The 24,298-nt window shown below is 72.1% G+C and carries 19 protein-coding genes, 1 tRNA gene and 1 riboswitch; of the genes, 6 read left to right on the top strand and 14 right to left on the bottom strand.

All coding sequences use genetic code 11. The features are described 5' to 3' along the window. Window position 1: 1 nt before the first annotated feature. The 5 genes from FHX40_RS16435 to bcp form a co-directional block, all read right to left on the bottom strand. Window positions 2-772, bottom strand: a complete 771-nt coding sequence (locus tag FHX40_RS16435) for an ABC transporter ATP-binding protein (protein ID WP_142260444.1) — start codon at window positions 770-772, stop codon at window positions 2-4. Between the two features lie 190 nt (window positions 773-962). Continuing rightward, entirely contained in the window at window positions 963-1,652 is a 690-nt protein-coding gene (locus FHX40_RS16430; RefSeq protein WP_142260443.1) for a response regulator, read from the bottom strand. Continuing rightward, complete coding sequence (locus tag FHX40_RS16425; protein ID WP_142260442.1) at window positions 1,649-2,845, bottom strand: sensor histidine kinase; 1,197 nt, start codon at window positions 2,843-2,845, stop codon at window positions 1,649-1,651. The genes FHX40_RS16430 and FHX40_RS16425 overlap by 4 nt, the downstream gene beginning before the upstream one ends. 298 nt (window positions 2,846-3,143) lie before the next feature. Then, a tRNA-Leu gene (locus FHX40_RS16420) sits at window positions 3,144-3,216 on the bottom strand. 233 nt (window positions 3,217-3,449) lie between these two features. Beyond that, entirely contained in the window at window positions 3,450-3,926 is a 477-nt protein-coding gene (gene bcp, locus FHX40_RS16415) for a thioredoxin-dependent thiol peroxidase (RefSeq protein ID WP_211350294.1), read from the bottom strand. 251 nt (window positions 3,927-4,177) lie between these two features. On the opposite strand from bcp, the gene FHX40_RS16410 reads away from it, so the two are divergent. Beyond that, window positions 4,178-4,504 (top strand): DUF3618 domain-containing protein, encoded by a 327-nt coding sequence (locus FHX40_RS16410; protein ID WP_142260440.1) that lies wholly within the window; start codon window positions 4,178-4,180, stop codon window positions 4,502-4,504. Window positions 4,505-4,533: 29 nt separating this feature from the next. On the opposite strand, the gene FHX40_RS16405 is transcribed toward FHX40_RS16410, so the two are convergent. Beyond that, on the bottom strand, window positions 4,534-5,769 hold the full coding sequence (locus FHX40_RS16405; RefSeq protein WP_142260439.1) for an amino acid deaminase/aldolase: 1,236 nt from the start codon (window positions 5,767-5,769) through the stop codon (window positions 4,534-4,536). A 208-nt stretch (window positions 5,770-5,977) separates the two neighbouring features. Here FHX40_RS16405 and FHX40_RS16400 point away from each other — a divergent pair, with 208 nt between their 5' ends. Next, a complete protein-coding gene (locus FHX40_RS16400) occupies window positions 5,978-6,670 on the top strand; it encodes a DUF6286 domain-containing protein (RefSeq protein ID WP_142260438.1) in 693 nt (230 codons plus the stop codon). 2 nt (window positions 6,671-6,672) lie between these two features. Then, window positions 6,673-7,185 (top strand): hypothetical protein, encoded by a 513-nt coding sequence (locus FHX40_RS16395; RefSeq protein ID WP_142260437.1) that lies wholly within the window; start codon window positions 6,673-6,675, stop codon window positions 7,183-7,185. Here FHX40_RS16395 and FHX40_RS16390 read toward each other — a convergent pair. From FHX40_RS16390 to FHX40_RS16380, 3 genes are all read right to left on the bottom strand, one after another. Next, on the bottom strand, window positions 7,087-8,586 hold the full coding sequence (locus tag FHX40_RS16390; protein WP_142260436.1) for a hypothetical protein: 1,500 nt from the start codon (window positions 8,584-8,586) through the stop codon (window positions 7,087-7,089). The genes FHX40_RS16395 and FHX40_RS16390 overlap by 99 nt on opposite strands. Before the next feature lie 765 nt (window positions 8,587-9,351). After that, window positions 9,352-11,364, bottom strand: a complete 2,013-nt coding sequence (locus FHX40_RS16385; RefSeq protein WP_342353871.1) for a tetratricopeptide repeat protein — start codon at window positions 11,362-11,364, stop codon at window positions 9,352-9,354. Between the two features lie 841 nt (window positions 11,365-12,205). Then, window positions 12,206-12,421 carry a hypothetical protein gene (locus FHX40_RS16380; protein ID WP_142260434.1) on the bottom strand — a complete coding sequence of 72 codons (216 nt, stop codon included), beginning with the start codon at window positions 12,419-12,421 and terminating at the stop codon, window positions 12,206-12,208. A 177-nt stretch (window positions 12,422-12,598) separates the two neighbouring features. Here FHX40_RS16380 and fxsT point away from each other — a divergent pair, with 177 nt between their 5' ends. Beyond that, window positions 12,599-15,136, top strand: a complete 2,538-nt coding sequence (gene fxsT, locus FHX40_RS16375; protein WP_142260433.1) for an FxSxx-COOH system tetratricopeptide repeat protein — start codon at window positions 12,599-12,601, stop codon at window positions 15,134-15,136. A gap of 11 nt (window positions 15,137-15,147) precedes the next feature. Here fxsT and FHX40_RS16370 read toward each other — a convergent pair whose 3' ends face one another. From FHX40_RS16370 to gcvT, 5 genes are all read right to left on the bottom strand, one after another. Continuing rightward, window positions 15,148-16,476, bottom strand: a complete 1,329-nt coding sequence (locus FHX40_RS16370; RefSeq protein WP_142260432.1) for an HEXXH motif domain-containing protein — start codon at window positions 16,474-16,476, stop codon at window positions 15,148-15,150. Next, window positions 16,463-17,686, bottom strand: coding sequence for an FxsB family cyclophane-forming radical SAM/SPASM peptide maturase (locus FHX40_RS16365; RefSeq protein WP_142260431.1), 1,224 nt, complete (start codon window positions 17,684-17,686; stop codon window positions 16,463-16,465). Before FHX40_RS16365 ends, FHX40_RS16370 begins: the two co-directional genes overlap by 14 nt. A gap of 500 nt (window positions 17,687-18,186) precedes the next feature. Next, window positions 18,187-19,563, bottom strand: coding sequence for an L-serine ammonia-lyase (locus FHX40_RS16360; protein ID WP_142260430.1), 1,377 nt, complete (start codon window positions 19,561-19,563; stop codon window positions 18,187-18,189). 242 nt (window positions 19,564-19,805) lie between these two features. Beyond that, window positions 19,806-20,195, bottom strand: coding sequence for a glycine cleavage system protein GcvH (gene gcvH / locus FHX40_RS16355; protein WP_142260429.1), 390 nt, complete (start codon window positions 20,193-20,195; stop codon window positions 19,806-19,808). Next, complete coding sequence (gene gcvT, locus FHX40_RS16350; RefSeq protein ID WP_142260428.1) at window positions 20,192-21,340, bottom strand: glycine cleavage system aminomethyltransferase GcvT; 1,149 nt, start codon at window positions 21,338-21,340, stop codon at window positions 20,192-20,194. The genes gcvH and gcvT overlap by 4 nt, the downstream gene beginning before the upstream one ends. Window positions 21,341-21,483: 143 nt before the next feature. Next, window positions 21,484-21,582, bottom strand: a riboswitch (glycine riboswitch). 192 nt (window positions 21,583-21,774) lie between these two features. Here gcvT and FHX40_RS16345 point away from each other — a divergent pair. Further along, window positions 21,775-22,656 (top strand): hypothetical protein, encoded by an 882-nt coding sequence (locus FHX40_RS16345; RefSeq protein WP_229788949.1) that lies wholly within the window; start codon window positions 21,775-21,777, stop codon window positions 22,654-22,656. 85 nt (window positions 22,657-22,741) lie between these two features. Then, a complete protein-coding gene (locus FHX40_RS16340; RefSeq protein ID WP_306465714.1) occupies window positions 22,742-24,139 on the top strand; it encodes a LacI family DNA-binding transcriptional regulator in 1,398 nt (465 codons plus the stop codon). Window positions 24,140-24,298 lie beyond the last annotated feature (159 nt).

Genomic DNA, 24,298 nt, shown 5'->3' with positions numbered 1-24,298 from the left:
CTCAGCCCTCCAGCTTCACGAGCGTGTCGAGCACCGACTGCGGGGTGGGCCGGAGCAGCTCGGTGACGAGCCGGCCGTCGCGGAGGAACACCACCCGGTCGGCGTAGGAGGCCGCGACCGGGTCGTGGGTCACCATGACGATGGTCTGGCCGAGCTCGCGCACCGAGGTCCGCAGGAACGACAGCACCTCGGTGCCGCTGCGCGAGTCGAGGTTGCCGGTCGGCTCGTCGGCGAAGATCACGTGCGGCTTGGTGATGAGCGCGCGGGCCACCGCGACCCGCTGCTGCTGGCCGCCGGAGAGCTCGGACGGCCGGTGCTTGAGCCGCTCCCGCAGCCCGACGGTGTCGATGACCAGGTCGAACAGCTCGCGGTCCGGCTGCCGCCCGGCGATGTTGAGCGGCAGCAGGATGTTCTCCTCGGCGGTGAGGGTCGGCAGCAGGTTGAACGACTGGAACACGAACCCGATGCGCTCCCGGCGCAGCCGGGTGAGCTGCCGGTCGTTGAGCCGGGTGATCTCGGTGTCGCCGATGTACACCTCGCCCTCGGTGACCGTGTCGAGCCCGGCGAGGCAGTGCATGAGCGTCGACTTGCCCGACCCCGACGGCCCCATGATCGCGGTGAACCGCCCCTGGGCGAAGGCGACGTCCACGCCGCGCAGCGCGTGTACGGCCGCGTCGCCGCTGCCGTACACCTTGACGAGCCCGCGCGCCGTCACGGCGTGGCGCTCCTGGGCGTGCTCCGTGAGCCGCTGTCCGGCTCCGGTGATGGTCATTTACAGGCCTCCGAAAGTCCTCCGTCCGCCCGGCTCCCGACGTGCGGCGGGCGGCGTGGTCATGAACGTTTCACGTGGGCACCACGCTAGGGACGGAAGGAGGTTCCTCCCATCGGCCGCGCGTACGGAGTTCGGCTGCGCCGGGCGGACCACCCCGGCGGCCGGTTGCGACCGCCGGGGTAGCCGCGGGTCAGCCTTTCGGCCGACCCTGGGGCGAGACCAGGCCGCTCTCGTAGGCGTAGACCACCGCCTGGGCCCGGTCGCGCAGGCCCAGCTTCGTCAGGATGCGCCCGAGGTGGGTCTTCACGGTCGCCTCGGCGAGGGTGAGCCGGTCGGCGATCTCGGCGTTCGACAGCCCGCGGGCCACGAGCAGGAGCACCTCGCGCTCCCGGGCGGTGAGCAGCCCCAGCCGCTCGGGCTCGCTGCCGTCGCCCGGCGGCAGGTGTACGGCGAAGCGGTCGAGCAGCCGCCGGGTGGTGCTCGGCGCCACCACCGCGTCGCCGGCGTGCACCGCGCGGATCGCGCTCACCAGGTCGCCCGGCGGCACGTCCTTGAGCAGGAAGCCGGACGCGCCCGCGCGGAGCGCGGCGAACGCGTACTCGTCGAGGTCGAAGGTGGTGAGGATGAGCACCCGCGGCCCGGCGTCGCCTCCGGCGGGCCGGCCCGCGCAGATCCGCCGGGTCGCCTCGACCCCGTCCATGCCCGGCATGCGCACGTCCATGAGCACCACGTCCGCGGCCACCGTGTTCAGCGCCTCCACGGCGGCGGCCCCGTCCCCGGCCTCGCCGACCACCTCGATGTCCGGCTGGGCCGACAGCACCATGCGGAACCCGGTCCGCACCAGCTCCTGGTCGTCGACGAGCAGTACCCGGATCGTCATGCCGCCCTGCCCACCGGCAGCCGTGCCGTCACCTGGAAGCCTCCTCCCCGGCGCGGGCCGGCCTCCACGGCCCCGCCGTACACGGCGACCCGCTCCCGCATGCCGATCAGTCCGTGGCCGCCCTCGCCGGGCGGGGCCGCCGCGCCGCGGCCGTCGTCGGTGACGCACAGCACCACCTGGTCCGGGTGGAACTCGACATCGACCCGCGCGGTCGCCCGCGGGCCCGCGTGCTTGAGCACGTTGGTGAGCGCCTCCTGCACCACCCGGTAGATCACCAGCTGCTCGCCCTCGGACAGGCCGCCCGGCGTGCCGGTGACCGACAGCTCCACCGGCAGCCCGGAGGCGCGCACCTTCGCGATCAGGTCCTCGAGCTGCGCCAGGCCCGGCTGGGGCGCGTACTCCTCGGCCGCCGGGTCGTCCGCGCGCAGCACGCCGACGAGCCGCCGCATCTCGGCGAGGGCGCGCCGGCCGGTGGCGGAGATCTCCTGGACCGCCTTCTTCGCCTGCTCGGGATCGCCGTCGATCGCGAAAGCCGCGCCGTCGGCCTGCACCACCATCACGCTGACATTGTGCGCGACCACGTCGTGGAGCTCGCGCGCGATACGGGCGCGCTCGGCCGCCGCCGCGATCGCGGCGCGCTGGTCGCGTTCCCGCTCGGCGCGCTCGGCCCGCTCCTCGAGGCTCTCCAGGTAGCGGCGGCGGGTGTTCACGTAGCCGCCCGCGATGGCGATGGCGATGACGAACCCGGACGCGGAGACGAACCCCTCCAGGCTCGCGGCCTGGGGCCAGTCGGCGAAATCGACCATGGAGAGCCACACGCCCAGCTCGGTGACGAGCCAGGCCGCGATCGTCCACGGGACGGAGCAGGCCGCGGCCACGGCGAACAGCGCCACCAGGACGGACAGGTTCGCCGGAATCGGGTCGATCCCGGCGAGCCACTGCACGAAGCTGAGCGCGGCCACCGCGGCGAAGACCTCGCGCGGCCGCTCGCCGCGCCACCACAGCGGGGCCAGCAGCACGACCGCGAGCAGCACGTACCCGATCGTCCCGGCGGACGTCCCCGCCCAGGCCGAGCCCGCGGGCCGGTCGTAGCGGACCACCTCCACCAGGCTGAACAGGACCAGCGGTGCCAGCCACAGCGCGTCCGCCGCCCTGCGGTGCCGCCGCCCCCACCGACGCAGTCGCCCGAACACGGCTCAACCCTATGCACGCCGCCTACCTGGGGCATTACGCCGGGAGACGGATTCGCGGGTACGACCCAGGTCGCACCCGGCGGCCCGGGGTCATCCCGGTGGTGTGCCGCCCGGTACGGCTCGGCGCGTGTCGCCCACCGGCGTGGGCGGCCGGTCACGGGCGCGGGAACGATCGGAGGAGATGGCGGACGGCGGAAGAGGAGAACGCCGATGCGAATGTGGTCGAGGACGGCCGTTCCTGCGTGACGGTGCCGCGGAACAAGGCCGTTCCCGGGCAGACGTCACGTATCGATGTCGGTGGGGCCGGTGGGATTCGAACCCACACTTACAGCCACCTAAAGACTGTGCCTCTGCCGTTGGGCTACGGCCCCTGCTCGCCGGCCTCTGCCGTCCGGGTGTGTCGCCGCCCGGCCGGTGACCGCCGCGGCACGAACCACGGGCGTCGCCCGGCCACGGCGCCGGTCGTCGCCGCGCCGGTCCCACACAGGCCCACAACGGGGGCCGTCGGCACGGGCCAGGTCTCCTCGATCTTACAGTCAGGGGGGCTCTCGGGCACCCCGGAAAATTCCGGCCTCCGGCCGCCCGCGGCGGGCGTGCGCCGAGCCTACCCGGCGAGGCCGAGTTCCTTCTTCAGCCGTGCGACGTGACCGGTCGCCTTCACGTTGTACAACGCCCGCTCGACGGTGCCGTCCGGGCCGATGACGAAGGTGGAGCGCAGCACGCCCACCGTGGTCTTGCCGTACATGGTCTTGGTGCCGTAGGCGCCGTAGGCCTTGTGCACGGTCAGGTCCGGGTCGGACAGCAGCGGGAAGGTGAGCTTGTCACGCTCGGCGAACTTCGCCAGCCGCTCCGGCTTGTCCTTCGACACGCCGAGCACGACGTACCCGGCGTCGGTGAGCTCGGTGAGGCTGTCGCGGAAGTCGCACGCCTGCTTGGTGCAGCCGGGCGTCATCGCGGCGGGGTAGAAGTAGAGGATGACCCGCTTGCCGCGAAACGACCGCAGGGATACCTCGCCGCCCTGAGCGTCGGGAAGGGTGAAGTCCGGCGCCGCATCGCCGGGCGCGAGCCTGATGTCGGTCACGAGGTGCCTCCTGCGTTGTGCCGGCCGGGACCGGGTCCGACACCAGCCTAGCGGCATGGCCGATGTGTCATGAGGTGCTCGGACCTGGAAGACTGATCACATCGGTCGTGGGGGAGTGACTCCCCGTCAGGGCCGCCGGCGACGCCGCGGCGGGACCGCGGGCGAGGGACCCGGTGTCAGGACGCGCGGAGCAACGCGCAGAGGAACACGCGCGGAGGACCGCGCAGAGGAATACGGAGAAGGGGATCGTCATGGCGGACTCCGATCCCGCGGCACTGGAGCGGGAGATCGAGCGCACGCGGGCCGAGCTCGCCCGCACGATCGACGCGATCGCGGACCGGGTGAGCCCGCGGCGGGTCGCGGAGCGGAGCGTCGCCCGGGTGAAGGCGAACGCCGAGCAGCTGCTGACCACCGTGGGGGAGCTGATCACCGGCGACGCCTACCGGCCGGTGGACGGCGCCGAGGACGAGCGGCGGCAGCCGCCGCCGGACCTCGCCCCGGTGCTCATCGGCGTCGGCGTGGTGCTCGCGCTCGGCGCGACCGTCGTCCTGCTGCGCCGCCGCCGTCGCCGCCGCTGAGGCGCCCGCCCGCGTGACCGCGGGCGGGATCAGAGGAAGGCGCGTCCCTCGCCGCGGTAGGTCGGGGCCTCGCCCACGAGGCGGTCGCCCTCGACCAGGTGGAGCACGTCGAACCGCTCGCACAGCTCGCCCGCCTTGGCGTGGCGGAACCACACCCGGTCGCCCACGGCCAGATCGCGGGCGGCCCGGCCGAGCAGCGGCGTCTGCACCTCGCCCGCCCCCTCGTTCCGGCTGTAGCGCAGCCCGCCCGGCAGGTACGGCTGGGGCAGCCGGTCGGCTCCGGGCGGCCCGGAGGCGATGTAGCCGCCGCCGAGCACGGTCACCACCTCGGGCCCCGGCCGCCGCACCACCGGCAGCGCGAACAGCGCGGCGGGGCGGCCGCGGAACGAGCGGTAGAAGTCGAACAGCCGCGGATGGAACAGCCCGGATCCCGCGGCGATCTCGGTGACGGCCTCCTCCTGCGCGGTCTTCTCCACGCTGCCGGTGCCGCCCCCGTTGACGAACTCCAGCTCGGCGTGCCGCCGTACCGCCCGCACCACGGCGGCCCGGCGGAGCGCCAGCTCGCGCTGCGAGCGCCGCTGCACCCAGCGCAGCACCTGCCCGTACGGCCCGCCGACCCGGTCGCCGACGCCCGCGATCTGCGCCTCGTACGCCATGAGCCCGACGAGCCGCATGCCCGGCCGGGCGGCGATCGCCCGGGCGAGCTCGGCCGCCTGCGCGGGCTCCCGCACCGGGGAGCGCAGCGCCCCGGCGCGCAGCAGGCCGCCGAACGCGAGGTAGCCCGCGTCGACGTCGAGGCAGAGCCGCAGCTCGTGGCGGGGCCGCAGGTCCCGCACGGCCGACTCGATGAGGTCGAGGTGCGCCACGTCGTCGACCATGAGCGTGATCTCCCGGGCGGCGACCGGGTCGGCCGCGAGCGCGGCGATGGCCCGCCGGTCGGCCGTCGGGTAGGCCACGACGATGTCGGTGAACCCGTGCCCGGCCAGCCAGAGCGCCTCCGGCAGGGTGAACGCGAGGATCCCGGAGAAGCCGTCGAGGGCGAGCACGCGTTCCAGCACCGCCCGGCACCGGACCGACTTGCTCGCCACCCGGATCGGCTTGCCGCCGGCCCGCCGTACCAGGTCGGCGGCGTTGGCGTGCAGCGCATCCAGGTCGAGGATCGCCAGCGGCGGCTCGATGGCGGCGGTGGCCCGGTCGTAGCGTCGGCGCAGGTCGGCGGCGAGATCGGTGGGCAGGTCGGTGGGCAGGATGGTGGGGGGTGCCATGCCCGCAGCATAAAGGCGCACCCGTGAAATCACATGAGTTAACCTCGCATTTTCTTTGCGTGGGGCGGGCGGGAGCGCAAAGTCTCCGCCGGGCGCGGTCCCGGAAACGGCAAGGGATGGGGCAAGGCGCTGCGCGACGGGGCCGTGGCCGTGTACCTGTGCTGCTGTGACGAGTCCGGGCAGCACGAGGCGGCGGGCGGGGGCGGCCATGCGGGAGTCCTCGGGCGAGTGGGATCGGGAACCGCTGTGGCGGGCGGGGGCGGAGCGCGCACGGCTCTTCGGCGATGCCGTGCCGGACGGCCCGCGCGGCGGCCTGCGGAACGCCCCCGCGCCCGAGTCCGGGCAGGAGCCGGACGCCCGGGTCTCGCAGCGCGCGCTGCGGCCGGGCCGCACCCCCGCCGGGATCCTCGTCGCGCTGCTCGTCTCGGTCGCCGGATGGGCGGTGACGGCCGAGCTGATCTCGCTCATGCTCGGCGGGCGGCCGCGGTGGGGCCCGCTCGACCGGATCGGCGCGATCGGCGCCCGGACCTGGGGCGATCCGCTGGTCGGCGTGCTCGCCTGCCTGTTCGTCCTCGGCGGGGTGGCGCTCGTCGTGCACGCGCTCACGCCCGGCCGTCCCCGGCTCATCCCGCTGCGCACCCGCGACCCGCTGCTCGCCGTCGGCCTCACCCGGGCCGGGCTGCGCCGCGCGCTCACCGCCGCGGTGTACGCGGTGGACGACGTCGACGCGGCGCGCGTGGTGGTGCGCCCCGACCGCATCGAGGTACTGGTGCGCGGTACGGCCGGCCGTACCGGGGAGCTGCTGCCCCAGGTGGCGGCGGCCGTCGGCGACACGCTCGTGCGGATCGGCGCGGAGGCGCGGCGCGAGGTCGTGCTGCGGGTGCAGGCGGGGAGAGGCTGACCGTGCGCTCACACCTGGGGAACCGCGTCGGCCTCGCCCTCGCCGGGCTCGTCCTGCTCGCCGTCGGCGGTGCCGCGCTGTGGCTGCGGGACCGCCATCCGGCCGTCCCGATCGTCGACCCGCGGGCGGAGATGTTCCTCTACGCCCACCCGTGGCTGGTACCGGTGGCGGCGGTGCTGTGCTTCCTGCTCGCGCTCGCCGCGACCCGATGGCTGGTGCTCGCGGCCGGGTGGGGACGGCGCGGGGTGCGCTGCGGGTCGGGCGTCGCCACGCTCGGCGTCGCCCTGCAGGGCATCACCGGGATCAGCGCGGTGCGGGTACGGCTCGTCGGCGACCGGAGGCTGCGGGTCGGCATCACCTGCGATCCGCGGACCGACCTCGGCGCGCTGCTCGCCCGGCTCGACCAGCGGACCCTGTCACGGGTGCGCATGGCCGCGGGCGTGCCCGACGCCGAGGTCCTCGTCCGGCTGCACGTGCGCCGCCGCGTGTCCGGCTCGCCGTTCTCCCGCCCATAGCCGCGCCGCGGCGAGCCCGGCGGCGAGACACGCCGGCGGTACGGCGGGCAGCACGTAGCGGTGGTCGAAGGCGGCGATCAGCGGCGGCAGCATGAGGAGCGCCATCGCCGACGCCCAGGGCAGCAGCACGGTCCGCCCGGTCACGCCCGGCGCCCGGCCGGTGCGGCGCCGCGGCAGCACCACCCCGGCCGCGCCGAGCAGCAGGATCGCGGCGAGCAGCGGCCCGCGCAGGAAGCCCTGCGTCTGGTAGGCCCGCAGCAGGCCCGCCCACGGCTCGACCACCCTGGTCTGCCCGCTCTCGCCCTGGTAGAGCGTGGTCAGCTCGGCGGCGGTGCGCCCCCGGGAGGCGATCTGGTCGGTGAACGGCCGGACCGACTCGGGGAACGTGTAGGCGCTCTGCCAGCCGGGCGAGGGGTAGACGCGCCGGTTCCAGGTGAAGATGTGCGCGAAGTCGGTCAGGCCGGTGACGAGGAAGTCGACCGGCTGCGCCCGGATCGCCTGCATGGCGAACCGCCCGGCGAGCTCGTCCCGGGCGCGGGAGTCCAGCCCGGCACGGTTGAGCGGCGAGTCACCGCTCCAGATGTACTCCGGGGGCGGTTCGCGCTCGGCCACCGGCTCCCGCGGGCACAGCCGCCGCGTGTCCGCGTCGAGCTCGATCACGGCGCAGTCGGCGAACGTCAGCGTGCGCGCGTACAGGAACGCGTTGCCCCGGGCGAGCGCGAGGTCGCCGTACTCGGCGCGGAACCAGGCCGCGTACCCGCCGACGACGAGGGCCGCCACCGTCACCCCGGCCACCAGGCCCGTCCACCGCGTCCGGGCGACGAGCAGGCAGCCGAACACGATCACGAGCAGCGGCAGCCCGATCGTCCGGGTCACCGTCGCCGCCGCGAGCAGCAGCGCCGCGGCGGCGACGAACCGCCACGACGGCCGCTCCCGCCACAGCAGCAGCGCCACCGCGGCCGTGACGAGGAACGTGAAGGCCAGGTCCGCCATGATCAGGTGCTCGAGCTGCACCTGGTGGGCGTCGAGCAGCACCGGCAACGTCGCGAGGGTGGCCGCCCACCCCGGCAGCCGGGTCCGCCGTCGCAGCACCGCGTACACGCAGACCGCGAGCCCGAGCCCGAGCAGGTGCTGCACGACCACGACCGCCTCGATGCTCGACAGCGGCCGCAGCAGCCACAGCAGCAGCGAGTACCCCGACGGCCTGCTCTCCAGCGGCCGCGGATAGATCGCCGCCCCGAGATAGGCGAACGAGTCGGCCCAGAACCACAGCGCCGGCCGATACCCCAGTACGGCGAGCGTCCGCAGCCCGGCCCCCACGCCGAGCGCCGCGAGAAAGACCCCGTGCGCCCGCACCCACCCGCGCAGGCCCGTCCGTCCCGGTCGCGTCTCCGTCGACACCTGCCAGACCTCCCGAACCCGCCGACGCGGCCAAAACAGGATAGTCCGTCGTCCGGGCGGTGAGTGAGATCGCGCCCTGTGATCAGATCAGGAAAATTGGGAAATGTGAAACTTGACCGCACGGGGATCTCGACCGTGGTCGGCCAACATCTGGTATTAGATCCCTTGAGAGGAGAGGAGTGTGATTATTCACCGCCGCTCCTGATGTACGATCTTCAGAATTGCCGAACGATGACGAGTGCGTTCTCACGTCTTCGTCTTTGTTTTCGTCGTACGCAGCATTGCCGTGGATTCACTTGCCGAAGGCATGAGGCAGCCGTGCCGCTTCCCAAGCCGAATGTGCTGTTGGTGCCGGCGACCATACCGAGACCGTATCCAAGCTGTCGACCGGGCCACTCCACGGCCCATCGTCAGCAGAAGGCCCTCTGTCGCAGGCATTCAGGAGTGGGCGGAACGTTCGCGGCGTCGTCTCAGCGATGAGGTTGCTCTCCGCCGACATTTACCGCCTATTGCGGTACGCGCTTCTCGTGCAAAAGTACGGGTCAGTGCGGGTCGTCGTTTCTCGGCTCCCCGTAGGAGAATGCGCTGTACTCGCTTCCGGCGGTTCGACGACTCGGTGTGATCTCCTGCGCGGCGTCCTCGCCGCACTGACGAGCATGCCGGAGCGGCTTGATTCCAAAACCGTGGAGACCGCGCGTGCCTTCGGATACTGCTTGCTCTCCTGGAAGCGCGGTCCAAACCTTGTGGTCCGAGGTGCCCCGCCGGTCACGCTATCCGTGCGAGTAGCTCGTCGGCCTGTCGGCGCAGGTGCGGCGGCAGGCCGGGTGTCTCGAGTGCCTGCTTGGCGAGCATGGCCGCCCGCACCAGATCGCCGAGCAGCTCATGCGTGCGCGCCGCCCGCAGCAAGGCGGGTGCGCGACCGTCCGGCACGTTCTGCGGCTCACTGCCGAGACCGCCCGCCGTGTCGACCGCGTCGAGCGCGTCCTGCTCGGCTACGTCGTGCCGCCCGGTGAGCGCGAACGCCAGCGCACGTGCAGCCAACGTCGCCGGCCGGAGATGTGACCGAACCCGGGCCAGATCGCGCAGTGCGTCCCGCGCCCGGCCCAGGTCGGCGAGGATCTCCCCGCGCAGCGCCAGCGCGTCAGCGGGTGGCCGGTCGGCTCGCTCCACGGTGCCGTTGAGGCAAGCCAGGGCAGCGTGCGGCTGCCCCGAAAGCCAGAGCGCCTGACCCAGGGCGAGCTGTACGGACACGTCGCCCGGCGCCCAGGTCAGCGCGGTCTTGAGCGTCTCCACCGCCGTGGCGTACTCGCCTTGGGCGAGCCGGAGCCGCCCTTGCGCCGCGAGAACGCCGGCGACTTTGCCGAACTGCTGGAGCAGTGCGAATGTCTCGGCGGCCTCCTCGAACCGCCGATGCGCTGATGCGACGTCGCCGCTCGCGGCATCCACTTCGCCCAGAATCGCCTGGGCCTCGGCCCGCACCCAGGTGTCCTCGATCTCAGCCACCCGCGCGGCCTCCTCGGCCAGCTCACGAGCCGCCTCCCATCTTCCCTCCGCGAGGGCCTTGCGCGCCTGCTCCAGGTCGGCGGCAGGGGACTCCGGACGGCGGATTGCAGAGATCAGGCGGTCGTGCTGTAACTCGTACCAGCGGCTGTTGATCCGGTATTCCGCCCGTAGCATGTGCCGGTCCTCAAGAGCCCGGGCGATCGCGTTCGGCATGCCGGCGGTCTCCTGCAGGCCCTCGTTCACCACGCTCCGCGTGCCGTGCTCGGTGATGAAGTTGCTGCTCAACCAGTGCCGGAGCTCGCCCACCGTGATCCCGTGCGCGTCCGCCACCTCCTGCAGCGCCCGGCGGCAGAACCCCACGAGGAACCGGTCGACGTCGGCGTAGGCGCGCACATGCTCGGCCGTGATCCTGGTCACCTCGGGCGGTAAGGATTCCCACAGCGCCGAGCAGACCACCTGGAGCTGGACCGGCTCGACCTCGTCGACGACGAGCCGCGTTCTCCGGCCCTCGTCGTTGACGAACGTGACGGTGCGCAGGTCATCAACGAGCACCTCGGCCGCCCCCGGGCCGAAGGAGCGATCGGTGTGCCGAAGAGGACCGATGACCGCCTCGAGCGCGGCCTCCGGGGTGAACGGCAGCAGGTGGAACCGTGCCCGTGACCCGTGCCCGAGCGGCCGCTCGTAGGGGAGCACGGCCGCCAGGTATTCCTCGCGAAGCGAGAGCAGCAGATGCAGCCCGTCGTGCTCGCACGCCGCCTGGGCGAGTTGCTCCAGGCATGCCGTCCGTTCGGCCTTCCACTGCACCGGGCCGCTGAACAGCTCTTCCGCTTGGTCGATCGCTGCGAGAACCGGGACCGGGTCACCGTAGCGGTCGTACCGTACCGGTCTCCTGGCGAGAAACTCCGAGATCGTCAGATGCGCGAGCGTGGCCGGTGGCTGATCCGGCGCCCAAGCGGACAGCAGCTCCAGCACGTACCGGTTAACCCCCGGAGGCGGGTACGGCCCTGCCCCTGGGCGGCCACTGGGCCGCGGCGCGGGACGAGCAATCGGCAAGACGTCAGCCCGCGCCGGATCGATGCGCGGCACTACGCCCGCGTGTAGCAGGGAGGTCTTGCCTACGCCGGACGCCCCGAACAGCACAGTGAGCCCGGTCGCCTGCCAGATGACGGCGACGTCCCGGGCCTCCCGATCACGCCCGAAGAACAGGCCGTGCTCCTCGCCGGTGAAGGGCCTTAGCCCGACGTAGGGGCAACCGGTGCGCCCTCGCGGGGTCATCATGGTTCGCACCGTGCTCACGAGCCCACCATCCTGCGTTGCAGTACGGCGCACAACCCCGTGTCAGCACCCAGGACAATCGAGACGTTCCACCTGTTCAGGCGCTGTGTCAGGGAACGGCACGTCTCTTCCTTCGCGTTCCGTACCGTGCCGTCCACCCAGGATGGGAGCCGCGTCCTCAGTTCACGGCGTTTGCGGCCCACAGACAGGAGCGGGCGCATCGTCATCCCCTCGAGGATCGCTGCCGGCTTCGTATGCCGCCCATTCGCCGCCTGTCCACCATGTTCAGCGCCTACATCAAGTGGTCGGGGCTCGGTGAGCACGAGGGGATGGGCGCCACTCGCAGGTGGTGGACGACAACTGGCCGACAGTCGGTTGCGAGGGACGCCCGCCATACCCATCCGCCACCATCGGGAGATCGCCATCTGTGGGCCCTTCCCATCTACCCGCAGGGCGTCGGCAAGAAAGTCGTCGTGGTGCTGGTTTGGGGTGCCGGAAGCGAAAAGGGGATGGACATCGTGGGAAACGGCCGACGCGTTCTTCCCAAGCCTCCGCAGCCGACGGCGGAGGCCGACGGCGTCCCGGATCTCGGCGGCCTACACCCCGCGCGCCTGTGGGTGGTGGTCGATGGATGAGGAACCGAACCGCACAGCGCAGCGATCGCTCGGTCGCTCGCCAGTGGGCGGTCTGCCCCTGCACGTGCTGACACCGAGGCAAGGTGTGCGATTCCCCTGCGGAGCCGGTCGACCAAGCGCCTGTCCGTCTCGTCCGCTGAGCTGCTCTGACGGCCCGGAAACGATCCGTCTCGAAGCTTCTATTTCCCATATGGGCCAGCGCTATGTCAAGTTTTGGCGTGATCAGATGACCGAAATTCCCCTGTTTGGGGTAACTCGTCGTCCTCCACGTGTGCACTGAATCCCGCCACCGGTCCGGTATCCTTGACGTCGACAATGCGCTGTATCGCGCGGCGGAGAACCGGACGATCGATCCGATCCAGATCACGGAGGCTAAGCCCGGCGACATCGAGCAGGCCTCCACCCACGGTCTCGTCAGACATGACACCACCTTAGCTCTTAGACGCCCTAAACTCTTAGGCCGATATTGGATGAGATGATCCGCTTCCGTACCGAGACCGTTACGATTCTCAGTACGGCCTGATGGGAACATCGTTGATATCCCTCGGAGTGGCGCGGCGATCAAGCTGGCCTCGGCATTTCACGAGAGAGGCGGTTACATGTCTGTGGCGGACTCTTTGAGTTCTCCCCGTCTACCCGGGCGGCAACCTCAGGTCTGGGGTAGGATTCCCCAGCGGAACAAGAACTTCACGGGTCGCGAGGAGCTTCTCGAGAGGCTGCACGACACGATCGGCTCAGACGTCACCGCCGTCGTGCCACACGCGCTGCACGGGTTCGGCGGTGTCGGCAAGACCCAGGTCACGATCGAGTACGCGTACCGGTACGGGCACGAGTACGACCTTGTCTGGTGGATCCCGGCAGATCAGCCGATCCTGGTGCGCTCCGCGCTCGCCGCCCTCGCGCCGCACCTCGGGCTGCCCAACGCCACCGCGACCGGCATCGAGGACGCCGTCACCGCCGTGCTGGACGCACTGCGGCGCGGCAAGCCGTACGAGAAATGGCTGCTGATATTCGACAACGCAGACCGTCCGGAGGACATTCAGGACGTGCTTCCGCACGGTCCGGGTCACGTGCTCATCACGTCCCGCAACCACGCTTGGCAGGGCGTGGTCGACACCGTGGCGGTCGACGTCTTCACGCGGGAAGAGAGCATCGAGTTCCTTCGCAAGCGGGCTCCCCGCACCTTCACCGTCGAGGACGCAGACCGACTCGCCGAGGAGCTCGGTGACCTCCCACTCGCGCTGGAGCAGGCCGGCGCACTGCAGGCGGAGACCGCGATGTCGGTCGACGAATACCTGCGGCTGCTCAAGGAGCGGGCGACGCAGCTCCTCGATGCGAACAAGGCGGCCGACTACCCCCTCTCCGTGACGGCCGCGTGGTCGCTGTCGGTGGCCCAGATCGCGCAACGGCTCCCCGAGGCGCTGGAACTTCTGCATTGCTGCGCATTCTTCGGACCGGAGCCGATTCCCCGGGACGTCTTCAGCATGCTGCCGGAGGAGTTCGCCGCCGACTCTCGGCTGGCCAGGCTGCTCGCCGATCCGATCCTGCTTAGCAAGACGATCCGGGAGCTGGGCCGCTTCGCGCTGGTCCGGATCGACTCCGAGAGCCGGACCCTCCAGGTGCACCGGCTGGTACAGGCGCTGCTGCGTGCCGAGCTCACCGAGGAGGAGCGTCGGTCCTTCCGGCACGAGGTACACCTGCTGCTGGCGGCGGCGGAGGCCCCGCTGCGCAGCGAGGACAACGCCGACTGGCCGCGCTACGCGGAGCTGCTCGCCCACGTGACCCCCGCCGAGGTCGCGGTGTGCCGGGACGAGCGCATTCGGAAGTTCGCGCTGAACATCGTGCGCTACCTCTACTCCTCCGGGCAGTACCAGTCCGCCCGTGACCTGGTTCAGGGCATGGTCACGCAGTGGAAGAGCGATAGCGGAGACAACAACTGGCTCGTGCTCGTGGGACAGCGGCACCTCGGCACGGTGTTGCGCGAGCTCGGGGATTATCGGCGCTCGTTCGAGCTGAATCGTGTAACGCTGGACCGGATGCGCCACGTGTTGGGCCGAGACCATGAGGAGACGCTTCTGCTGTCCAACAGCTTCGGCGGCGACCTCCGGCAGCGCGGCGACTTCGCCGACGCGCTAAAGCACGACATCGAGTCGCTGAGCCGCCATCGGCAGGTGTTCGGCCCGGACCACCGCCGGACCGCCCGGGCGATGAACAACCTCGCGGTGGACTACATGCTCCTCGGCGACTACGCCAAGGCCCACGAGCTGCAGCAGGACGCCTACAACCTGCAGCGGCGCGGGGTGCGGCTCGACAAACAGGCGGTGCTGATCGCATGGACCAACCTCGCCCGCGTGGTACGGCTCCGCGGTAACTACTTCGCCGCTTGCGACATCGGAGAGGACGCCTACGAGTTCGGCATCCAGGAGCTCGGTGCTGATCATCCCTGGACGCTGCGAACCGCCAACGACCTTTCCATCGCCAAGCGTCGGGCCGGGCAGATCGACGAGGCGTACGAACTCGCTCGGCAAACCTATTCACGAGTGGAACGTCGGTTCGGTCGCGACCATCCCGACGCCCTCGCCGCGGCGACGTGTCTTGCGAACGTCCAGCGCACCAGGGGCGAGCTCAGCGAGGCGCTCGAGCTGCTGCGCGACTCTGCCGAGCGCTTCGCCCGGACGTACGGCCGAAACCACCCGTTCACCTTCGGTTCCGAGTTGAACCTCGCCCTGCTGCTCCGGGTAACCGGCAAGGCGACGGAGGCCCGCGCGCTCAACGAGAAATGCCTTGCAGGGTTCGACGTCAGCCTCAGCCGGAAGCACCCCTACTCGCTCACCTGCGCGATCAACCTCGCTAGCGACTTGGCCGAGCTCGGTGAGGTCGCCTTGGCCTGTGAGCTGGGCGACGCGACACTGGAGATGCTGCGTGACCTGCTGGGCGCCGCTCACCCGCTCACCCTCGCCTGCGCCACCAACCTCGCCATCGACATGCGCGCGCTGGGCGAGGTGAGGCGCGCCGAGGAGCTGCTCACCGACACCATCACTCGGTACGAGCGGGTGCTGGGCCCCGGTCACCCTGACACGGAGGTGGCGCGTAGCAACCGGCGGCTCGACTTTGACTTCGACCCGCCCGCCGTCTGAGCGCCAGGGCGTCATGGGGCGTCCGGCTCCATGCCGTTGCGTTCGCGCCAGCGCGCCCGGTGCCGCTCAGCTCGCCGCCGGGCCAGCTCACGGGCGGCGGTCGAGACCGGCTCGTCCGCCCAGAGCTTGAGCCGCTGGGCCATGCGGGCGGTGAACGCCTCGCCCTCTGGGGTCAGCCGCCCGCTGCGCATGAGCGTGCGTGTCACCAGGTACGCGCCCTCACGCCAGCGGCAGAACTCCGCGCTCGCCTCGAGCTCGGCACGGCCGGTCTCGATCCGGCGCTGCCGTCGCCAGAAGTCGGTCACACCTAAATAGGCGTAGGCGCCCTGGAGCAGGCCGGGTATGGGGCGAGGGTCCTCGCGCCAGGGTGCGTAGTGGCGGGACCCGTCATCGGGCTCGGTCAGCGGGACGATATCGAGCAGGGCCGAGAGCTTGGCGTGCTGCGTCTCGTGGGTGAGAGTGACCGCGAAAGCGGCTGGATCGGGCGGTGTCGACAACGCCACGCAGCCGAAGGTCTCGCGCGAGGTAGCGCTCGACTGGCCGCCCGCGGGTGGCGTACGTAGCGGTGTGAGCACGCTGATCGCGGTCCGCACCTCGTCGGCGACGGTGCGATGGTGTCGCACGAGTAGCCGCCACGCCGCCTGCAGCGTCTCCTGCCAGCGCGCGACATCGCCGCCGCTCAGCCGGCCACCCATGTTCGCGGCGCCGGGCATGCGGTACGGATCGAGGTCGTCGATGACGAGGCGCAGCGGCACGCCGTCGGCCTCGGCGGAGACCGTGCGCAGCCCACGCCATCCCGGGCCGTCCCGGCTCGGGTCTGCCGGGATCGTCACGATCACTCCGGCTCCGGAGACTTCGGCACCGTCTGCCCTGCTGTGCACCGTCGCCTCGGTAGCGGTGGGCGGCAGCACCGCCTGGCCGAGCGAGGGAAGGGTCACCACGCCCTCGACCGCCGGTACGTCGACCTCGCACTCTGTGCCCGATCGAATCGCCGCGGCCGCTGCGAGGGCGGCGAGCCCGCGGGGAGTGGCACCGGGGCGCCTTTCGCGGAGCGCGTTGATGGTGTCCCGCGACCAGGCCCCGACGGAGGGGTGCCGCAGGACCGTGTCGACGGCGTCGTCGTCCCGGCTCTGGATGGCGGCGAGCAGGTCGTAGGCGCGGCGGGCCATCCCGGCGTCGGGATGGCCCACCGCCTTCGCCGCCTCCACCACACCGCGCACGAGGAGCACGTGTTTGCTGTGTTGCGCCGCGGCGAGCTGGGCGACGGCGGACGGTCCGCCACCTCCGTCGGCGAGTTCGGCGAACATCCGAACCGGGATGCGATGCTCACGCGGTTTCATCGGCGCTCCTCGAAGATGGGTTCCGTGCGACGGCGAGGTCGGCCGCGACGCGGCTCCTGATATGCGCGATGAGGCGGAACAGGTCCGGGCAGTACACGGAGGGGTTGGCGAACCCGCTCCCCGCGCGGTAGCGGTGCACGTAGAGCCCGCCCCCGCAGACGGCGGACACCCGGCAGGCACGGCATTGCGCGGCGAGGGCCGCGCGGCCGATCTGGCGGGCCACGATCGTGGGCAGGCGCAGCGCATCGTCGAACGAGTTGCGCAGGACATGCAGGCCGGTGGCCGCGGCACCGTGGTAGGCGGACTTGAGGAGGTCGGTCTGCTCGATGGCGCCGTCGGTCTCCACCACGACCATCGCGGCCGGCGAGAGGCCCACCAGCTCGGTCGTGGAGGCGCCGCCCAGCAGCAGGTGGATGATCTCGTCGAACATTCGGACGCGGGGAACGTCGTGAGGCGTGTCGTACCAGCGGTTGAAGACCGCGATCAGCCAGTCCGCGTACGGCGTGGCAGGGTCGTCCGGGACGCGGCCGGGTGGCGGGATGGTCCAGTTGCCGTGGGGGAGCAGGAAGTCGATGGTGGGCGGGTCGAACTCGAGTAGTGCCTCGTAGACGTCGATCGGATCGTTCCTGAGGTCGATCGTGCAGAGCAGCCCGGCGAACACCCGGCGATAGGGCGGCCCGGTGAGCAGGCCGAGCGCCTCGACGACCCGGCGGTGGCTGCCCCGGCCGTCCGCCCGGCGACGATTGCGGTCGTGCGCGGCCTCGTCGCCGTCGAGACTCACCCCGACCTGTATGCCGAGTTCGTCGAAGAGCCGTAGGTAGCGTGCGTCGAGCAGCAGGCCATTGGTCTGCAGGCTGACCGCGACCCGGGTGCGCTCGCCGACCGCAGAGCGTATGCCGGTGACGATGCGGCGGATCGCCATCGGGCCCGCGAGCAGTGGCTCGCCGCCGTGCAGGATGACCTCGATCTTCGGTAGGCCGTGCGCCTGTACATGCTCCGCGATCCGCTGCGCCGTCGCGGCGACGATTTCCGAGGACATGGTTTTCGGTCGGTCCCGCCAGCCCGAATCCGCCATTTTGTACATGTAGCAATAACTGCAGGCGAGGTCGCATCGACTGTGGATTTTCAAGATGAATTCTCGGAATGGTGTGGGGCGCCAGCCGGCGGCCATGAGCCCTTCGACGTCGAGTGTGAGCGGCCACTCGTCCATGGCCAATAAGCCTAGCGGTCGAGACGAAACCTGTCGTCCCTGGAAAACGTGGAGTCCGCATAATATCATTCTTCATGATCCGGGTCACGAGGCTGCAGATATATAATGCCCCGCCGCCCGAGACTCCCGGTCGATTGCTACCGTCGGCTGTATTCCATCGACCAATCCCATGACACGCTCTCCCCTCGGTTCGGGGCCTCCAGGCCGTCGCGTGAATCACGTGGGCTCCGTTCCAGGCCCGCAGAGATGTGATCACGGAACATCGCCATGAAATGGCGGATCCAGAACACGCAGTCCACGGTCGTCATGCCCGGGGATATCTCGTGGCGCGTGTGACGATCTGTGAGAGTTCTTCGGCATGCGGCGGTGGGGGAATGGATACGTGGTAGGTGCCTCACCGAGCGCACCGACACCACATTCGCTTGCGCGAATCACGGGCGCCGCCCGCCCATGAGAGAAATGACGGTGCCGCCCAGGCCGGAAAGCCGATCACCGGCAGCTCAGCACTCGATGACGTTGACGGCGAGGCCGCCGCGGCTGGTTTCCTTGTACTTGTCGAGCATGTCGCGGCCGGTGGCGCGCATGGTGGCGATGGCCTTGTCCAGGGAGACGAAGTGGTGGCCGTCGCCGCGGAGGGCGATGCGGGAGGCGGCGATCGCCTTGACCGAGGCGACCGCGTTGCGTTCGATGCAGGGGATCTGGACGAGGCCGCCGATGGGGTCGCAGGTGAGGCCGAGGTTGTGCTCGATGCCGATCTCGGCGGCGTTCTCCACCTGCTCGGGGGTGCCGCCGAGGGCCTCGGTGAGGCCGGCGGCGGCCATGGAGCAGGCGGAGCCGACCTCGCCCTGGCAGCCGACCTCCGCGCCGGAGATCGACGCGTTCTCCTTGAACAGCACGCCGATCGCGCCCGCGGTGAGCAGGAAGCGGACGATGCCGTCGTCGTCGGAGCCGGGGACGAAGCGGTCGTAGTAGCTGAGCACGGCGGGGATGATCCCGGCGGCGCCGTTGGTGGGGGCGGTGACGACCCGGCCGCCCGCGGCGTTCTCCTCGTTGACCGCGAGGGCGAACAGGCTCACCCAGTCCATCGTCTGCAGCGGGTCCTTCTCCGGGGCCTCGCTCTGCAGCCGCCGGTAGAGCTGCGCGGCGCGGCGGCGGACCTTGAGGCCGCCGGGGAGCACGCCCTCGCGGGTGCAGCCGCGGCGGATGCACTCGGTCATCACCCGCCACAGCTCGAGCAGGCGGGAGCGGATCTCGCCGGGGTCGCGGCCGAAGGCGCGCTCGTTCTCCAGCATCACGCCGGAGATCGACAGGCCGGTCTCGGCGCAGTGGGCGAGCAGCTCGGCCGCGGTGGTGAACGGGTACGGCAGGGCCGTGTCGTCGGGCTTGATGCGGTCGGGGCCGGTGGCGTTCTCGTCGACCACGAAGCCGCCGCCGACCGAGTAGTAGACCTTCTCCAGCAGCACGTCACCCGTGCCGTCGAGGGCGGAGAACCGCATACCGTTGGGGTGGCGGGGGAGCGAGGTACCGCGCTCGAAGACGAGGTCCTCGCCGACCACGAAGGGGATCTCGTGGGTGCCGAGCAGCGGGACCGTGCCGGAGGCGCGCATCGCGGCCACCCGCTCGTCGGCGGTGTCGACGTCGACGCGCTCGGGCGTCTCCCCGGCGAGGCCGAGCAGCACCGCCTTGTCGCTGCCGTGCCCCTTGCCGGTGAGGCCGAGCGAGCCGTACAGCACGGCCCGGACGCGGCGGGTCTTGTCCAGCAGGCCCTCGCGGTGCAGCAGGCGGGCGAACCGGTGCGCGGCGACCATGGGGCCGCCGGTGTGCGAGCTCGACGGGCCGATGCCGATCTTGAACAGGTCGAAGACGCTGATGGCCATGGGTCACGCCTTTCCGGCCGGTGGGCCGTATCGGTGTCGCCGCCGGCCCCGGTCGGGTCGGCGGGTCCCCTGCCGGCGGGCGCCCGCGCACGCCCGGTCGGTGCGGCGCGCGTGACGCCCTGTTTGATCTGCTCTGAGTGGTACGTCCGGTTATACCGGGCCAGGTCGGCGCGAGCCAGAGGCCGGATCGGCCGCGTGGCCCACCCGCGGGAGGCGGGCCACGACAGGACGAACGAGCCCGGTCAGGAGTCGCCGGCGGTGAGCGCCGCGTACTCCTCGGCGCTGAGCAGCTCCTCGGCCTCGCCGGTGGTGCGCACCTTGAACAGCCAGCCCTCGCCGTACGGATCGGAGTTGATCAGCGAGGGGTCGTCGACGACCGCCTCGTTGATCTCCACCACCTCGCCGCTCACCGGGCAGTAGACGTCGCTCACCGACTTGACCGACTCCACCTCGCCGACCGCGTCACCGGCCTGGACCGTGGCGCCCACCTCGGGGAGCTGCACGTACACCACGTCGCCGAGCTGCTCGGCCGCGTACGCGGTGATGCCGATCGTCACCACCCGGCCGTCGTCGAGCCCGGCCACCCACTCGTGCTCCTTGCTGTACCCGAGCTCCTCAGGGATGCTGCTCACCTGTTCCTCCTGTAGAAGGGCAGATCGACCACGTCGACCGGCTCGTGCCTGCCGCGGATGTCCACCGCCAGGCCTTCGATCCGCTCGTCGGCCACGTTACCGATCATCCGTCCGATCGCCGGGCCGGTCAGGTACGCCATCGCGATCGGCTTGCCGAGCGTGGGAGAGGGCGCCCCGCTCGTCACCTCGCCGACGACCGCGCCGCCGGCGGCGTTCACCACCGCGTACCCGCGCCGGGGGACCCGCCGTCCCCGCGCCACGAGGCCGACGAGGCGGCGGCGCGGGCCGTCCGCGGCGTCCCGGGCGGCCTCCAGCGCCGCCCGGCCGACGAACTCCCGCGGCTCGCCGGGGTCGCCGAAGTCCACCACCCGGCCCAGGCCGGCGTCGAACGGGGTGACCTCCGTGGTCAGCTCGTTGCCGTACAGCGGCATCCCCGCCTCGAGCCGCAGCGTGTCGCGCGCCGCCAGCCCGGCCGGGCACAGGCCGTACGGCTCGCCCGCCGCGGCCAGCGCCCGCCACAGCCGCACCGCGTCGTCGGTGGCGACGAACAGCTCGAACCCGTCCTCGCCGGTGTAGCCGGTGCGCGCCACGAGCGCGCCGATCCCGGCCACCTTCGCCGGCCGTACCGCGTAGTACCGCAGCTCGCCGAGGTCGAGGTCGGCGACCCCGGCCGCGGCGAGCACCTCGGCGGAGCGCGGCCCCTGTACGGCGAGCAGCGCGTGCGCCGCGGACCGGTCGGCGACGACCGCGTCGTAGCCGTCAGCCCGGGCGGCGAGCTCGGCGGCGACCCGCTCGGCGTTGGCCGCGTTGGCGACGACGAGGAACTCCTCGGCGGAGAGCCGGTACACGATCAGGTCGTCGAGCACGCCCCCGTCGGGCGCGCAGAGCATGGTGTAGCGGGCACGGCCGGGCGCGAGCCCGGACACGCGGCTCACCACCGCGTGGTCGAGCGCCGCGGGGGCCTGAGGTCCGGTGACGAAGATCTCCCCCATGTGGGACAGGTCGAACAGCCCGGCCGCGGTGCGGACGGCGCGGTGCTCGGCGGACTCGCTGCCGTACCGGAGCGGCATGCGCCATCCGGCGAAGTCGACCATGGTCGCACCGAGGCTCTCGTGCACGCCGTGGAGCGGTGTGGATCGGGACATGCTGCGGCACCTCAGCTGGGTCGGATGCGGGCAGTATCGTCGGGCATCCTCCCCCTCTGTCATCTGTGCCTGAGAGCTTCGCCCGGGCTTTACCGGACTTTCACCTTCGGCGAGGCCGTGCCGGCCTGCTTTCCAGAGGGCACCACTTCCGCGCGGTTCGTTGGCCTGAGAGGTTCTCGGGGAGGGGATTGCTCCTTCGGCGGCCCCGACCGGCTGCCGGGGCACTCTCCCGCGCGGAATCCACGGTGTCACCGCCAGCGTAGCAGGATGGGCGGTTTCCGCCAGAGGGCGCGGCGAATCCGTGTTTCCGCCGGTCGGTACGGCACGGCCGCTCCCGCCCGCCCGCCTCCCCGGCGGCCCGCGCGCGGTCCGGCCATCGCCCGGGTGATGGTGGGATTGGGGACGGGGTCGACCGACCGGGGGGTGACCGAAACGTGCTGACGTGGTTCCAGGAGACCATCGTCGAACAGCGGCGGCTGCCGCTGTTCTGCTTCTTCGTGGCGCTCATCCTCGCGTTCGTGGTCACCCGGGTGCACGTGCGGCTGATCCGCGCGGGCGTGGGCTGGTTCCGCAACGTCAGCATCGGCGACCTGCACATCCACCATGTGGTGTTCGGCGTGGTGCTCATGCTCGTCGGCGGGGTGACCGGGCTGCTCGTCTCGGCGCACTCCACCGGCTGGTACGCGTTCGCCGCGGCGGTCTTCGGCGTGGGCTCCGCGCTCGTGCTCGACGAGTTCGCGCTCATCCTCCACCTGCGCGACGTGTACTGGTCGGAGGAGGGGCGCACCTCGGTCGACGCGGTGTTCGTCGCGGTCGCGATGACCGGGCTGCTGCTGCTCGGCCTGCGCCCGCTCACCTGGGAGAGCATCGGCGGCGTGCCGGTGCACGGCGGGCTCGCCGTCGCGGTGCTCGTGCTCAACCTCGTGCTCGCGGTCATCACCCTGCTCAAGGGCAAGATCTGGACCGGGCTGGTCGGGCTGTTCGTGCCGGTCCTGCTCGTGGTGGGCGCGATCCGGCTCGCCCGCCCGGGCTCGCCGTGGGCCCGCTGGTTCTTCGCCCCGGGCGCGCGCCGCCCCAACCCGGGGAAGATGGCGAAGGCGATGCGCCGGGAGGTCCGCTGGCGGCGGCCGGTCATCCGCGCCAAGATCGCGTTCCAGGAGTTCCTCTCCGGCCGCCACGACCTGCCGTCGATCACCGCGTCCGCGGACCGGCCGCGGCGGGCCAGGCGGGTGCGCCCCCGCGTCCCGGCCCGCAAGCGGCGCTTCGTGCCGCCGCGGGCGCTGCGCCGCCGCCGTCCGCCCCGTTACCTCCGCTGACGTCCACCCTCCGGACGGGAGATACTTGACTCCACAACCACAATGCGGCGGAAGGCGCACAGACGTGGTCATAGGGCGGAACGTCGTGGGTGATCGTACGTCCACGGATCGGCACGACGGGTCATCGGACGTGCACGAGGAGTCGGCGACCGGTGGATTAGCCGGATTATCCGGCCGGGCGCCCGACGGCGGCGGGACGGGGGCGGGGGACCGGGCGGGCCTCACCCGCTCCGGCCCGCCGGACGGACGAGCGGCCGCCGGTTCCGGTCCGGGCGGCGGTACGGCGGAGGCGGCGCGGGCCGACGGCGTCCCCGGCGGCGGGCGGGCGCCGGGGCGGGACGGGCGCCTCGCGTCCCACGACGGCGGCGGGCGCCGCCGGGCGGCCCGGGGCGCCGGGCGCGGCGCGCGGACCCGCACGGCCCGGAACCCGCGCGGGGTGGTCACCCTCGACGACGTGGCGCGCCTCGCCGGGGTCTCGCTCGCCACCGCGTCCCGGGTGCTCGGCCCGGCGAGCGCGCGCCGGGTCGGCAGCGAGCTGCGCGAGCGGGTGGAGAAGGCCGCCCGGCAGCTCGGCTACACCCCCAACCTCGTGGCCCGCACCCTCGCGCACGGCGCGAGCGACCTCGTCGGCCTCGTCGTGCCCGGCCTCGCCGAGCCGTACTTCGCCGCGCTCGCCGACGGCGTGCTGCGCGCCGCCGAGCGCGACGGCCTCGCGGTGCTGGTCGGCGCGGGCCGGGGGGACCCGGAACGCGAGATCGCCCATCTCGCGACCCTGCGCGCGCAGCGGGCCCGCGCGATCGTGCTCGCCGGGGTCGACGCCGTGGCCGTGCCGGTGGCATCCGGGCTCCGCGCCGAGCTGGAGCGTTACCAGGCGATCGGCGGCCGCGTGGCGTGCGTCGCCCGGGAGCTGCCTGCGGCGGATCCCGGCGCGGGCCCGCTCGGGGACCTGCCGGTCGACCTGGTCGTGCCCGACGACCGCGGCGGCGCCTCCCGGCTGGCGCAGGCGCTCGCCGCCCTCGGGCACCGCCGCTTCGCCGTGCTCGCCGGGCCGCCCGAGCTGCCGCAGGTGCGCGAGCGGGTGGCCGGGTTCACCGCGGGCCTGATCGGGGCCGGGCTGCCCGCCCCGCGGGTGCTGCACGCCGCCTGCGACCGGGACGGCGGCCGGGCCGCGGCCGAGCGCCTGCTCGCCGAGGGGACCGATGCGACGTGCCTGTTCGCGGTGAGCGACGCGATGGCCCTCGGCGCGCTCGACACGCTGCGCGCCCGCGGCGTGCCGGTGCCGGACGCGCTCTCCCTGGCCGGGTTCGGAGACCACGCCGGCTCGCCGGACCTCACCACGGTGCGGCCGCCGGCCGAGGGGATGGGCGAGCGCGCCCTCGACCTCGCGCTGCGGCCGGCGCCCGCGGCCGAGCCGTACCGGGGGCGCGTGGTCGCCGTGCCGGGCGAGGTGGTGGTCCGGGGGTCGGTGCGGCGGATCGGCTGAGCGCGCCGCCCGCACGCCGGGTCTGCCGTCCGGGCGCACCCGGATGCCGCACCCGTGCATCGGCTCGATCTGCCGCTCGATGACCTTCTTGCGGTACTCCGCGTGGGGGTACGGCCTGCGGTGCAGGATCTCCGCGCCGCTCATGGCGAGGCCGCGCCG

This window comes from Thermopolyspora flexuosa (assembly GCF_006716785.1).
Taxonomy (GTDB): domain Bacteria; phylum Actinomycetota; class Actinomycetes; order Streptosporangiales; family Streptosporangiaceae; genus Thermopolyspora; species Thermopolyspora flexuosa.
The sequence above is the reverse complement of the archived record's forward strand: the minus strand, read 5'-3'. Positions and strand labels throughout refer to the sequence as shown.

Bases quoted from the DNA above. Each gene is read 5' to 3' on its own strand.
- FHX40_RS16435 (WP_142260444.1), bottom strand. From the start codon at position 772: ATGACCATCACCGGAGCCGGACAGCGGCTCACGGAGCACGCCCAGGAG.
- FHX40_RS16430 (WP_142260443.1), bottom strand. From the start codon at position 1,652: ATGACGATCCGGGTACTGCTCGTCGACGACCAGGAGCTGGTGCGGACC.
- FHX40_RS16410 (WP_142260440.1), top strand. From the start codon at position 4,178: ATGGCGGACTCCGATCCCGCGGCACTGGAGCGGGAGATCGAGCGCACG.
- FHX40_RS16405 (WP_142260439.1), bottom strand. From the start codon at position 5,769: ATGGCACCCCCCACCATCCTGCCCACCGACCTGCCCACCGATCTCGCC.
- FHX40_RS16400 (WP_142260438.1), top strand. From the start codon at position 5,978: ATGCGGGAGTCCTCGGGCGAGTGGGATCGGGAACCGCTGTGGCGGGCG.
- FHX40_RS16385 (WP_342353871.1), bottom strand. From the start codon at position 11,364: ATGACCCCGCGAGGGCGCACCGGTTGCCCCTACGTCGGGCTAAGGCCC.
- FHX40_RS16380 (WP_142260434.1), bottom strand. From the start codon at position 12,421: ATGTCTGACGAGACCGTGGGTGGAGGCCTGCTCGATGTCGCCGGGCTT.
- fxsT (WP_142260433.1), top strand. From the start codon at position 12,599: ATGTCTGTGGCGGACTCTTTGAGTTCTCCCCGTCTACCCGGGCGGCAA.
- FHX40_RS16370 (WP_142260432.1), bottom strand. From the start codon at position 16,476: ATGAAACCGCGTGAGCATCGCATCCCGGTTCGGATGTTCGCCGAACTC.
- FHX40_RS16365 (WP_142260431.1), bottom strand. From the start codon at position 17,686: ATGGACGAGTGGCCGCTCACACTCGACGTCGAAGGGCTCATGGCCGCC.
- FHX40_RS16360 (WP_142260430.1), bottom strand. From the start codon at position 19,563: ATGGCCATCAGCGTCTTCGACCTGTTCAAGATCGGCATCGGCCCGTCG.
- gcvT (WP_142260428.1), bottom strand. From the start codon at position 21,340: ATGTCCCGATCCACACCGCTCCACGGCGTGCACGAGAGCCTCGGTGCG.